This is a genomic window from Streptosporangium sp. NPDC005286, assembly GCF_040607515.1.
Classification (GTDB): Bacteria; Actinomycetota; Actinomycetes; order Streptosporangiales; family Streptosporangiaceae; genus Streptosporangium.
The window spans coordinates 1-12,484 of record NZ_JBEXGU010000116.1 but is presented as its reverse complement, the minus strand read 5'-3'; the positions used below and the strand labels follow the sequence as shown (position 1 = coordinate 12,484).

The window sequence follows — 12,484 nt, the reverse complement described above, 5'->3', positions numbered from 1 at the left end:
CGGCGCCATCGTCCACTGAGATCCCTCCGATTCGGTACGCTATGCAGCCCATCGGTCGCTGAGTGTAGCAAGATGGTCACCGACAGCGGTGGGGCTCCGGAGGAGGAAAGATGGCGGGATTCCTTGCCCGCAGGCTGCTCAACTATCTGGTGCTGATCGTCGTGGCCACCAGCCTCGCCTACATGCTGGCCGCCTCCGCGCTCGACCCGCGATCCAACTACGAGGGCCGCAACCCGCCGATCCCCCCCGCGGTCGTCGACGCCCGCCTCACCGACCTCAACCTCAACGACCGCACCCCGCTCTTCGAGCGCTACCTGACCTGGGCGGGCGCCCTGGCGCGCGGCGACTTCGGCAGGACGGTGGCCGGCGGCTCGGTCGGCGACGACCTCGGGCGCCGGATCGGCGTCACCCTGCGCCTGATCACGGTCGGGCTGGTCGTCGGCAGTGTCACCGGCGTGCTCGTCGGCGCCTACGCCGCGGTCAAGCAGTACGGCGCCTTCGACCGGCTCTCGACAGGTCTCTCCTTCGTCGTCCTCGCGGTCCCCACGGTGGTGCTGGCCAACATCCTGATCATCGCCGCGGTCCGGTTCAACGAGGCCGTCGGCGCCCAGATCCTCCTCGTCAGCGGAGAGGCGACCCCCGGGCTCCAGGGCGGGTTCGTCGCCGCCGGGATCGACCGGATCCAGCATCTGCTGCTGCCCACGCTGTCGCTCTCGCTCGGCCTGGCCGCCGTCTACAGCCGCTACCAGCGCAACATGATGCTCGATGTGCTCGGCGCCGACTTCATCCGCACGGCCATGGCCAAGGGGCTGAGCCGCCGCGCCGCGCTGACCCGGCACGCGCTGCGTACCGCGCTGATCCCGGCGGTCACCTACTTCGCCTTCACCTTCGGGGCGCTGCTGGTCGGCACCACCTTCACCGAGAAGATCTTCGGCTGGCACGGTGTGGGAGAGCAGCTGGTCGACTCGATCTCCACCAACGACATCAACACCGTCGCCGCGATCAGCTGCTTCGCCGCGCTGGCGGTGCTGCTGGCCGCGTTGGCCTCCGACGTGCTCCACGCCGTCCTCGACCCGCGCGTCCGGGTGGGGTGAGCCGGAGATGACCATCGCCGAGGAGGAGCTCACCGAGCAGCGGGCGTCCGTCGACAGGATCAAGGCGCCCTCACGGCTGCGGGTGGTCATGGGCCGCCTCCTGCGCTCGGGCCGGGGCCGGACCGGCTCCGTGCTCCTCCTGCTGATCTTCCTGCTGGCCTTCGCCGGCCCCTACCTCACCCGCTGGACCTACACCGCCAAGGACTTCACCGCCTTTCTCGCGCCGCCGTCGACCGAGCACTGGTGGGGGACCCTGCAGACCGGCGCCGACGTGTACGCGGTCACGCTGCGCGGCATGCGCAGGTCCCTGGTCGTCGGCCTGCTCGCCGCGGTGGTCGGCACCGCGCTCGCGGCCGTGGTGGGTGCCTTCGCCGGATACTTCGGAAGCTGGACCGACCGTTCACTGACCTGGGTGACCGACCTGCTGCTCGTGCTCCCCGCCTTCCTGATCCTGGCGATCATGTCCCCGCTCTTCGCCGGGGGACAGTGGCCGGTGTTCGTGCTGGTGCTGGCGCTCTTCCTCTGGATGGTGACCTCGAAGATCGTCCGGAGCATGACCATCTCGCTCAGGGAACGGGAGTTCATCCAGGCGGCCAGGTTCATGGGCGTGCCGCCGACAAGGATCATCTTCCGGCACATCATTCCCAACATGTCCTCGCTGCTGGTCGTCGACGCCACGCTGAACGTCAGCGCCGCGATCCTCACCGAGACGTCCCTCTCCTACTTCGGCTTCGGCATCCAGCCGCCGGACGTCTCGCTGGGCAGCCTCATCGCGGACGGCGCCCAGACGGCGCTCTACGCCCCCTGGACGTTCTGGTTCTGCGCGGGCCTGTTGATCGTCACCGTGCTCGCGGTGAACCTGGTCGGCGACTCCCTGCGCGACGCCTTCGACCCCACGGCCCGCAGAGGTGGGTGAGCGGATGACAGGCGAGCGAACCGCGGACGCGAGATCCCGGAGCGGCCGGACCGGCGGGCGCGGCGCCGGGGCCGGTCCCCTGCCGGCGAGGGCCGGGACCGACCCCGTGCCCGCCGACCCCGTGCTCGAGGTGCGCGACCTCGACGTCACCTTCGGCCTGGGCCCCGGCGCGGTCCGCGCGGTCAGGGGAATGGGTTACGCGGTCCGTCCAGGCGAGGTGCTCGGGATCGTCGGTGAGTCCGGCTCCGGCAAGTCGGTCACCTCGCTGGCCGTGATGGGCCTGCTCCCGCCGCACGCCCACGTCACCGGGTCGGTGCGGCTGCGCGGACAGGAGATCCTGGGCGCCCCGGAGAGGACACTCACCGCGTTCCGCGGCAAGACCATCTCGATGGTCTTCCAGGACCCGCTCTCCGCGCTCACCCCCGTCTACCGGGTCGGCGACCAGATCGCCGAGGCGGTCCGCGTCCACCAGCGGATCGGCGCCGCGCAGGCAGCCAGGCGCGCCGTCGAGCTGCTCGACCTGGTCGGCATCCCCAACGCGGCGCAGCGCGCCAGGGCGTTCCCGCACGAGTTCTCCGGCGGCATGCGCCAGCGCGCGGTGATCGCGATGGCGATCGCCAACGACCCCGACGTGATTCTCTGCGACGAACCGACCACCGCGCTCGACGTGACCATCCAGGCTCAGGTGCTGGAGGTGCTGAAGACGGCGCAGCGGGAGACTGGCGCGGCGATCGTCATCATCACCCACGATTTGGGGGTGGTGGCGGGGTTCGCCGACCGGGTTCTCGTCATGTACGCCGGGCGCCCCGTCGAGGTCGGCTCGGTGGACGAGGTCTACTACCGCACCCGCATGCCGTACACCATGGGCCTGCTCGGTTCGATCCCGCGCCTTGACCGCGGCCGGGAGCAGCCGCTGGTGCCCATCGAGGGCAGCCCGCCGTCACCGGCGGCGCTGCCGCCGGGCTGCCCGTTCGAGCCGCGCTGCCCGATCGCCGTCCCGGCGTGCGCCGAGTCCGAGCCCGAGCCGGTACGGGTGGGCTCGCCCGGCCACCTCGCGGCGTGCGTACGCTCCGGTGAGATCGAGGCGGAGGGGTGGTCACCCGCCCAGATCTACGGTGTGCGCGCCATCGCGGGGGAGGCGATCGGCCCCGGTCCCGCCGTCGGTCCCGCCGTCGGTCCCGCTGCCGGTTCCGTCGCCGGGGAGCGGCCACGGCCGCGTGGCGGGCGTGAGGTGGTCCTGGCGGTCGAGGGCCTGGTCAAGCACTATCCCCTGGTGAAGGGGAGGCTCCTGCGGCGGCGGGTCGGCACGGTCCGCGCGGTGGACGGTGTCAGCTTCGACATCCGCGAGGGCGAGACGCTCGGCCTGGTCGGGGAGTCGGGCTGCGGCAAGACGACCACCCTGATGGAGATCCTCGAACTGGCCGCACCGCAGAGCGGCGGGATCACGGTGCTGGGCCGCGACACCGCACAGATGAGCGCCCGTGACCGGATGGCCGTCCGGCGCGACATGCAGGTCGTCTTTCAGGACCCGCTGGCCTCGCTCGACCCGAGGATGACCGTCTACGACATTCTCGCCGAGCCGCTGCGCACGCACGGCAGCCGTGAGGTGGGGCCGAGGGTCCGCGAGCTGCTCGGCATGGTCGGCCTGGAGGCCGGTCACGCCGCCCGCTATCCGCAGGACTTCTCCGGGGGGCAGCGTCAGCGCATCGGCATCGCCCGCGCTCTCGCCCTGGAACCCCGGCTGGTCGTGCTGGACGAGCCGGTCTCGGCGCTCGACGTGTCCATCCAGGCCGGGGTGCTCAACCTGCTGGCGGAGCTGAGGACCCGCCTGGGCCTGTCGTACCTGCTCGTGGCGCACGACCTGGCCGTGGTCCGGCACATCGCGGACCGGGTCGCGGTCATGTATCTCGGCAGGATCGCCGAGATCGGGCAGGCCGGCCGGGTGTACGACGCTCCGATGCATCCCTACACGCGGGCACTGCTGTCGGCCGTCCCGCTGCCGGATCCGGTCATGGAACGCTCCAGGAGGCGGGTCCTGCTGGAGGGAGACCTGCCCAGCCCGGCCGATCCTCCCTCCGGCTGCCGCTTCCGCACCCGCTGTCCCCTGTTCAGGTCCCTCGACGAGACCGTCAGAAGGCGTTGTGTGGAAGAGGAACCCCAGGTGCGCCGGCTCGGAGACGACCACGGAGTCTCGTGCCACTTCGCCGAGAGGTTCGGCGCCGGATGATCCAGCCGAGTGCCCTTCTGTTCGCCCAGTCGTATCCTCCGGGAGGAAAACAGTGACATCGATCCGGCGCGTGGGCGCGCTCGCCACCGCGCTGGCCGTGGTCCTGGCGGTCTCGCCGGTTCTGACCGGCTGCGGTGGCGGGGGCGGGACGGGGAGCGGGTCCATCTCGGCGATCAAGGCCTACGACGTCAACCCCGTCGCCCGCGACCGGGTCGTGGACGGAGGGGTGCTCCACTGGGGGCTCAGCGAGTATCCGGCCAACTGGAACCTCAACCATGTCGACGGCAACCTAGCGACGGTCAAGAAGGTCATGGACGCCCTCATGCCCTCGCCGTTCCGCTCCGACGCCAAGGGGCAGATCTCCCCGAACAGCGACTACCTGTCGGCGGGCAGGGTCACCTCGGACGGCCCCAGGCAGGTCGTCACCCTGACCCTCGACCCGCGTGCCAGGTGGTCCGACGGCACTCCGATCACCTGGGAGGACTACCGGGCCCAGTGGCAGGCGATGAACGGCCGCAACGGCGACTACCGGGTGGCGAGCACCACCGGCTACCAGGACATCGAGAAGGTGACCAGGGGCAAGGACGACCACCAGGTCGTGGTGACCTTCGCCAAACCCTTCGGCGACTGGCAGTCGCTGTTCGCACCGCTGTACCCCCGAAGCACCAACGCCACCTCCGAGGCGTTCAACAACGCCTGGCTGAACCGCATCCCGGTGACCGCCGGCCCGTTCAGGTTCGTCTCGTTCGATCCGACCGCCAAGACCGTCACCATCGCCAGGGACGACCGCTGGTGGGGAGAGCGGGCCAAGCTGGACCAGATCATCTACCGCTCCCTGGAGAGCGACGCACTGGTCGGGGCCTTCAGCAACGGTGAGCTCGACACCTTCGACATCGGTCCGTCCGCGCCCGACTATGCGCGCGTCAAGGCCACCCCGGGCGCGATCGTGCGGCAGGCGGCCGGGCCCGACTTCCGGCACATCACGATGAACGGCGAGAGCGCCCTGCTGTCCGACCGGAGGGTACGCAGGGCCGTGGCGATGGGTATCAACCGCCAGGCCGTCGCCCAGTCCGACCTCCAGGGCCTCGACTGGCCGATCGTCCTGCTGAACAACCACTTCTTCATGAACACCCAGGAGGGCTACCAGGACAACGCCGGCGAGATCGGTACTTACAACCCCGTTCAAGCCGGGCGGGAGCTGGACGCCGCAGGCTGGAAGCTGGAGGGGCGGATCAGAAGGAAGGACGGCAGGGAGCTGAACCTGCGCTTCGTCCTGCCGTCCAGCCTGCAACTCACCAAGTCCGAGGCCGAACTCGTCCAGGACATGCTCGCCCAGATCGGTGTCGGGGTCACTCTCCAGTCGGTACCCACCGATGACTACTTCACCAAATACATAATTCCCGGCAATTACGACATCACTGCCTTCGCATACATGGGCACGCCGTTTCCCGTCTCCAGCGCCTACGGTCAGTACGCCGACGCCACCAGGCGCCCGGACGACACCGGGCAGTGGAACGCCAACCTCGGCCGCATCGGCTCCCCGCAGATCGACGCCGCCATGAACAAGGCGACCGCCGCCCTCGCCCCCGGCCGGGCCATCGCCGACACCAACGCCGCCGACAAGCTTATCTGGCAGGCGGTCAACGTGGTGACGCTCTACCAGCGACCGCAGAACGTCGCGGTCAAGAGCACGGTCGCCAACTTCGGCGCCCGCGGCTTCTACGACCTGAGGTACCAGGACATCGGTTTCACCCGGTGACGCGGCCGTGCGGGTGGCCCGGTCGGGCGGGGCGTCTCGCGGTCCTCAGGCGGCCGGATACCCGAGGAGCCCGGGTGGCACCCGGCAGCGGGACGGGCGCGCTTTCTGTCGGGAGCGGAGTGTAGAAGTGGGCCATGGTTATCTCGGTTACCTGGCCCCAGGTGCTCGCGTGGCGGTTGAAACGGCAGTTCGTGGACCCGGCAGACGGGCCGGACACGGTCTCCGTCGTGCGCAGGCTCACCGGGGTGCAGGCGCAGGTGGCCTCCTCCGCCGGCCTGGCGGTGGCCGTGCGGAGCGCGCGGCCGAGACCCGATGAGATCGACGATGCCCTGTGGCGAGACCGCAGCCTGGTCAAGACCTGGACGGCGCGCGGCACCCTGCACCTCGTCCCCGCCGACGAGCTGGCCGCCTACGCCGCCGTCCTCGGCTCGTTCCGCAACTGGGACAAGGGCTCCTGGCAGCGGGGCCACGGGGTCACCGCCGCCGAGGTCGCCGCCATCCTCGACGCCGTGCCCAAGGCGCTCGCCGGCCGCGCCCTCACTCGCGAGGAACTGGTCGACGGGGTCATCGAGATCACCGGCGACGCCCACCTGAAGGAGGCGCTCACCTCCGGCTGGGGCGCCCTGTTCAAGCCGCTGAGCTTCCTCGGTGAGCTCTGCTACGGCCCGCCACGCGAGGGGAGGGTGACCTTCGTCAGCCCCCGCGACTGGGTGCCCGGCTGGCCGGCGGAGCTCCCCTCGGCCGAAGAGGGCGGCGTGCGCCTGCTCCGCTCCTTCCTCGGTGCCCACGGCCCGGGCACCCCCGAGACGTTCGACGGCTGGCTCTACCGCGGGGCGGCCCGCAAGGCGACGCTGCGCGGCTGGTTCCGGGACCTCACCCCCGAGCTGGCCGAGATCGAGGTCGGCGGCCGGCCGATGGTCATGCTCGCCGAGCACCTCGACGAGCTGGCCGGCACCCGGCCCGCCACCGGGGTCCACCTCCTGCCAGGCTTCGACCAGTACATCCTCGCCGCCCCTCGTGACCTGGAGCCCCTCCTGCCGGCCAAGGCGAAGGCGAGGGTCAGCCGGGCCGCCGGCTGGATCTCTCCCGTCGTGATCCACGAGGGCCGGGTGGCCGGGATCTGGGAGGCCAAGGACAAGAAGATCGTCGTCGACCTCCTGGAGGAGGTGCCCGCCGCGGCCCTCGCAGCCGAGACCGAGCGGGTGTCCGAGCTGCTGCGCTGATGGCTCCGGCTTCGAAAGCCGTCACGACCGGGGCTTCCGTGTTCGAATACCGAATCTCGTGCCCGAAGTGCCCTCCCGCCGGCTCCGCTGAGGAGCGGTTCAGCCGCGGCGGAAGCGTACCCGGTCGCCGGGGCGGAGCTGGGCGGCCCTGGCGAGGCTCGCCGAGGTCAGCACGGCGATGACCGGGTAGCCGCCGGTCGGCGGGTGGTCGGCGAGGAACACGATCGGCTGGCCGCTGGGCGGCACCTGGACGGCCCCGGCCACCATGCCCTCGCTGGGCAGCTCCTCGTCCCGGGCCCGTTCCAGGCGGGCGCCGCGCATTCGCACGCCCACCCGGTTGCTGTCCTGGCCGACCTCGTAGGGCTCCGCGCACAGGGTGGCCAGGGCTCCGGGGACGAACCAGTCCTCCCGGGGACCCGGCAGGACAAGCAGGACGCCCGCTCCAAGCTCCGGCGAGGGCGCCGCGTCCACGGTGATCGGCGGCAGGCCGTCCGTCGGCCCCATGGGCAGGACCGTTCCGGCGCGGAGCGGGGCAGGGCCGAGCCCGGACAGCGAGTCGGCCGACCGGCTCCCCATCGTGACGGGCGTGTCGAGGCCACCACGGACGGCGATGTAGGTGCGCAGGCCGGTTTCCGGCGTCCCGGTGCGCAGCTCGCCGCCCGCGGGCACCCAGAAAGGCGCGTACATCCCCTGTAGGGCCGGCACGCCGGGAGCCGCGTCGTCGGCAGTCCCGCGTGGTCGCAGGAGCTCCAGCGGGCAGGCGGCCCCGGTGACGGCGACCCAGGTCCCGGTGGTGAAGCGCAGCCGGGCGCCGCCGAAGGTCAGCTCGATCCCCGCGGCGCCCTCCGGGTTGCCGACCAGGCGGTTGGCCAGCCGCAGGCTCGGCTCGTCCGCGGCACCCGAGCGGGGCACCCCGAGATGGGCGTATCCGGGCCGGCCAAGATCCTGCACCGTGGCGTACGGCCCCGGCGCGATCACCTCGATCATGGCCCGCCGACCGCCAGGAAACGCACCCGTGTCCCCGGCGTGAGCAGGGTGGGCGGGTCGGCGGTCACGTCCCAGACCGCCGTCGTGGAGCGGCCGAGCAGCCGCCACCCGCCGGGGGAGGCCGAGGGGTAGACCGCCGAGTAGGGGCCGGCGACCGCCACGGATCCGGCGGGCACCGAGGTTCGCGGGGTGTCCAGCCGTGGCACGCGCAGCGCGGGATCCAGCCCCGTGAGGTAGGCGAACCCGGGGGCGAAGCCCAGCCAGCCCACCACCAGCTCCCGCCCGGTGTGCCGCTCGACCACCTCCCCGGGGGAGAGGCCGCTCAGCGCGGCCACCTCGTCGAGGTCCGCGCCGTCGTACACGACCGGGATGGTCACGGCCGGCGTCGGTGCGGCGGTGCCCGCGCCGATCGTGGCCCCCGTCTCCAGCAGGTGAAGGAGCCGGTCCCGCAGGCGCGTCAGGTCGGCCCCCGGCGCGCTGACGAGGACCGTGGTGGGGCCGGGCACGATCTCCACCACCCCGGCCGGTCGATCGGCCCGCAGCAGGGCGTCCAGCCGGTGGGAGATCTCCAGCGAGCCGGTCTCCACCAGCAGTGACCGCTCCCCGGCCCGCCGGATCACCGCCGGCCCCTCAAGTGAAGGACCTCAGCGTCACCCCGGCGTTCACCAGGCCGTCGCGGACGGCCCGGGCCACCAGCACCGCGCCGGGGGTGTCGCCGTGGACGCAGATCGAGCGCGCCTCGACGGGGACCAGCGAGCCGTCCACCGCCTCGACCACTCCCTCGGTCACCATCCGCACCATACGGGCGGCGACCGTATCGGGGTCGTGCAGCACGGCGCCGGGGGAGCGGCGGGAGAGCAGCGTTCCGGCACCGGTGTAGGCGCGGTCGGCGAAGGCCTCGACGACCGTGGTGACCCCCTCCCCGGCGGCGATCTCGTGGACGGCGGAGCCGGGCAGGGTCAACAGCGGCAGGTCCCGGTCGTAGTCGGCCACCGCCGCCACGACGGCCCCGGCCTGCTCGGGGTCGCGGCAGATCCGGTTGTACAGCGCGCCGTGCGGCTTGACGTAGGAGACCCGGCCGCCCATCGCCCTGGCGATGCCGTCCACCGCCCCCAGCTGGTAGAGCACCTCGGCGCAGAGCTCCTCCGGGTCGACGTCCATCTCGCGGCGGCCGAACCCGGCCAGGTCCCGGTAGGACACCTGGGCGCCGATCGCGACCCCCCGGTCGATCGCCGCCGCGCACGTGCGGCGAATGGTCAGCGGATCGCCCGCGTGGAACCCGCAGGCGATGTTGGCGCTGGTCACCAGTTCGAGCAGGGCCGCGTCCTCGCCCAGCCGCCAGATCCCGAAGCCCTCGCCCAGATCGGCGTTGAGATCGATCATCATGATTCACCTACACCGGAGGCTCATCGGGAATGTCCGCGATGTCGTCGAGGGCGATGGCCAGCTCCTCGGGGTCGTCGCCGATGCGCTCGGCGATCTCGATCAGCACGTGCAGCACGTCGTGCCGGTCGTGGCCCAGGTCCAGCAGCCGCTGCGCGGCCTCCCAGAGCTGCGGCGGATCGCCCTCCCACAGCCGGGCGGCGATCTCCTCGTGCCAGGCGAGATGCTCGTCGTGGTCGGGCCGGGTGAGCTCGCCCGCGTGGTCGATGCCCAGCAGGATCCGCCGGTCGGCGTCGTCCGCGGGGTTGAGCAGGCCGAGCTGGATCTCGCCGTGCGTGCCCTGCAGGAAAGGGAACGCGAACACCCGCCTGGCCAGTGCCGACAGGTCGCCGTCCGGCAGCAGCCGGTCGAGCAGGTCGCGGTCGAGCCCGAAGGTCGTCGGATCGCGGTAGGACTCGGCGAACTTGCCCGTCGCCTCCCAGACCGCGTCGAGCGTGGCTCGCAGCCCCTCGTCCGGCAGCCCGGTCCGGCCCGCGGCGAAACGCGCCCAGGCACCCAGCACGTGCGGCACCGCCTCCTGCTCGGCGGTGGTGAGCATCACCTTGCGCGGCAGCCAGTCGAGCAGGAAGGTCTCGCACTTGGTCGGGCTGACCCGGAGTGGACGGCCGAAATCCTGGTCGCAGCCGTAGTCGATGATGTGATCGGCGCATCGGGAGGCCGCGGAGGGGTCGGACAGGTGCTCGGCCGCGTCCGAGGAGAGGAACTCGGCGGCCAGCATCGCCCGGCGGTCGCGGCTGTAGGGGGCCTCGCTGTGCAGCGGGGCCGGCCGCTTCCGGCCGGGCGGCAGCGCCTTGATCCGGGACCTGGCGAAGGCGTGGTAGGCGCTGTAGCTGTCGCTGACCGGCGCGGCCGTCCTGCGGTGGCCGTACTCCGCGGTGGCCTTCATCGCCGATTCGAGCAGCGCCCTGGCCTGCTGCGGCTCGATCTGGCCGAACCTGAGCATCGGGTTGTCCTCGGCCTCGGCCCTGGCCTGTTCCAGCAGCTTGTCGACGTGCGATGAGACCCAGGCGTCACGGGCGATGCCGCGCATGTTGTAGTCGACGATCACGACCAGCGCGTGCCGGTCCTCGCCGCTGTCGGCGCCCCGGTAGCCGAAGGTGCACACCACCGTGTCCTGATCGCCGTAGGCGTCGCGGGAGACGAAGCAGCCGGTCGTCTTGACCGCACCCAGCCGGTCGGCCCAGCGGGGCCTGGCCACACCGCGCTCCATGAGCGCCAGCGCGGCGCCCTCCGCCTTGGCGGCCTGGCGGGCCGTACCGAGGTAGGCCAGCGCGATCAGCAGGGTGAGCGCGGCGGGCGAGCCGGCCTTGGCCGCGTAGTCGACCAGGCCCTCGCCGAGGACCTGTTCGGCGTCCCCGCGTTTCAGCCGGCGCCCCCACCAGGCTCCGACCATGTCGGAGACCATGAGTTCGGCGTCCAGCGGGCTGCGTACGGCCAGCAGCTCGCGAGCGGCGAGCAACATCTCGGAGAAGACCGCCTCAGGGGACTGGCTCTCTCTGGGGTCTCGACGGTGTCGCCGGCTCAAGCAGTCTCAGCCTCCCCCGTCGGCCGCGTGAGCTCAGCGCGGCCGTCGCCGTGCGGATCGGCCCGCTCGCTTCGCTCGCTCACGTCCCAACCTTCTCGCATTCCCGGTCCAAACGGTGCGTAGAGACGGCCGGGTTCCCCGATGCTACCGGGGACCGCGGGGCGGCGGCGCGGAGTTGACAAGGGCGAGTAGATGCTCGCGGGCGACACGCTCGACGACCTCGGGCGTCGCCTCGATGCCGAGGTGCTCCGCGCAGGCACAGACCTCTGTCACGCACCTGCCGACGGTCTCGACGGGAACGGTCAGGAACTCGGCGGCCAGGTGAGATGTCACCGGCTCGTGATAAGTCGTTGAAGGCCCGGTGGAGCGGGTGGCAAGAACGGGCATAGATGTCGCATTCCTCCGGAGTTTCCCGGGAGCATCCCCCGGATATGTCGGCGGGGACGTGCGTTCTCATTCCACAACTTATCTCGGGAGTGTCAACCCTCGGCACCCTGATATGGGAAGCTGACCCCGTATCTTGACTGAATCCTGCAACAGTGGAGTAAACGAGTGTCCCCGAAGAGGGAGCCGAATTGACGGCGAGTCAGTAGCCTGATCTCGCCTGCAAGCCCGACGGAGATGAGGTGGGCAGTTGCCGGGACGGTCCGGCGCGATCCTGCTAGGGTCCTGGCCGCAAACGTTCGAAGGCGCAACGCCGACTGGTCGCCGCCCGTACGGGAGCCCCGGCGTGTCGGCCCGGGGATCCCGGTCATCGGAGCGGTGGCGTTCCCGGGGTGTGCTGACCGCATCTTGGGCGGGGCTTCCGTCCGCGCCTGCCCATCGCCGATGATGTACTCCAGGATCCGGTCCCCCGGAGCCGCGCTACGCCAATTCGCAAGTTTGGAGATGTGCCTCGTGGGAGACCCTGGCACGCGACGGAGGTGCCGACCATGAGCGCCGAAACCTCCGTGCCCCGTCCCCGGGAGTCGGGTGTGGACATCTCAGACTCCGGCCTGCTGCAGGGCCTGCTGTCACAGTCGCCGTTCGCCTTCGCGTTCTTCGACCCCGGAGGTCGCTTCGAACGTGTCGACGAGGTCTTCGCCAACGTGGTCGGCCTGCCCGCCGAGCGCCTGGTCGGACGGGCCCCCGGTGAGTTGCTCTCCGCCGACCTGACCGCCCTGATCGAGGGCTCGGTGCGGAGCATGGTCGCGGGAGCCTCGGTCGACGGCGACCAGCGGATCCGGGTGCGCACCGCCGGTGGTGAGACCCACCACTGGTCGCTGACCTTCTCCCCGATCCACGACGACAAGGGCGCATTGCGCGCGATC

Annotated in this window: 11 protein-coding genes; 6 read left to right on the top strand and 5 right to left on the bottom strand. The window is 71.4% G+C overall.

What is annotated here, in order from left to right; all coding sequences use genetic code 11:
• Positions 1 to 110 precede the first annotated feature (110 nt).
• The 5 genes from ABZU75_RS32025 (at position 111) to ABZU75_RS32005 (ending at position 7,219) form a co-directional block, all read left to right on the top strand.
• Positions 111 to 1,094 (top strand): ABC transporter permease, encoded by a 984-nt coding sequence (locus tag ABZU75_RS32025; RefSeq protein ID WP_355562335.1) that lies wholly within the window; start codon positions 111 to 113, stop codon positions 1,092 to 1,094.
• A gap of 7 nt (positions 1,095 to 1,101) precedes the next feature.
• Positions 1,102 to 2,010: an ABC transporter permease gene (locus ABZU75_RS32020; protein WP_355562332.1), complete on the top strand. Its 909-nt coding sequence runs from the start codon at positions 1,102 to 1,104 to the stop codon at positions 2,008 to 2,010.
• A 4-nt stretch (positions 2,011 to 2,014) separates the two neighbouring features.
• Positions 2,015 to 4,237, top strand: coding sequence for an ABC transporter ATP-binding protein (locus tag ABZU75_RS32015; RefSeq protein WP_355562329.1), 2,223 nt, complete (start codon positions 2,015 to 2,017; stop codon positions 4,235 to 4,237).
• Between the two features lie 52 nt (positions 4,238 to 4,289).
• A complete protein-coding gene (locus ABZU75_RS32010) occupies positions 4,290 to 5,996 on the top strand; it encodes an ABC transporter family substrate-binding protein (protein ID WP_355562326.1) in 1,707 nt (568 codons plus the stop codon).
• Between the two features lie 134 nt (positions 5,997 to 6,130).
• Entirely contained in the window at positions 6,131 to 7,219 is a 1,089-nt protein-coding gene (locus ABZU75_RS32005; protein WP_355562323.1) for a winged helix DNA-binding domain-containing protein, read from the top strand.
• 99 nt (positions 7,220 to 7,318) lie between these two features.
• Here ABZU75_RS32005 and ABZU75_RS32000 read toward each other — a convergent pair whose 3' ends face one another.
• The 5 genes from ABZU75_RS32000 to ABZU75_RS31980 all read right to left on the bottom strand — a co-directional run bounded on the left by ABZU75_RS32000 (position 7,319) and on the right by ABZU75_RS31980 (position 11,561).
• Positions 7,319 to 8,206 carry a biotin-dependent carboxyltransferase family protein gene (locus tag ABZU75_RS32000; protein WP_355562321.1) on the bottom strand — a complete coding sequence of 296 codons (888 nt, stop codon included), beginning with the start codon at positions 8,204 to 8,206 and terminating at the stop codon, positions 7,319 to 7,321.
• Positions 8,203 to 8,826, bottom strand: a complete 624-nt coding sequence (locus ABZU75_RS31995) for an allophanate hydrolase subunit 1 (RefSeq protein ID WP_355562318.1) — start codon at positions 8,824 to 8,826, stop codon at positions 8,203 to 8,205. The genes ABZU75_RS32000 and ABZU75_RS31995 overlap by 4 nt, the downstream gene beginning before the upstream one ends.
• Positions 8,827 to 8,836: 10 nt before the next feature.
• Positions 8,837 to 9,592, bottom strand: coding sequence for a 5-oxoprolinase subunit PxpA (locus tag ABZU75_RS31990; RefSeq protein WP_355562316.1), 756 nt, complete (start codon positions 9,590 to 9,592; stop codon positions 8,837 to 8,839).
• A 7-nt stretch (positions 9,593 to 9,599) separates the two neighbouring features.
• The gene (locus tag ABZU75_RS31985; RefSeq protein ID WP_355562313.1) at positions 9,600 to 11,111 is read right to left on the bottom strand and encodes a hypothetical protein; all 1,512 of its coding nucleotides are present in this window, start codon (positions 11,109 to 11,111) and stop codon (positions 9,600 to 9,602) included.
• 207 nt (positions 11,112 to 11,318) lie between these two features.
• On the bottom strand, positions 11,319 to 11,561 hold the full coding sequence (locus ABZU75_RS31980) for a hypothetical protein (RefSeq protein WP_350925827.1): 243 nt from the start codon (positions 11,559 to 11,561) through the stop codon (positions 11,319 to 11,321).
• Positions 11,562 to 12,106: 545 nt separating this feature from the next.
• On the opposite strand from ABZU75_RS31980, the gene ABZU75_RS31975 reads away from it, so the two are divergent.
• Positions 12,107 to 12,484: PAS domain-containing protein (locus ABZU75_RS31975; RefSeq protein WP_355562309.1), on the top strand; the 378-nt coding region annotated here is incomplete at its 3' end.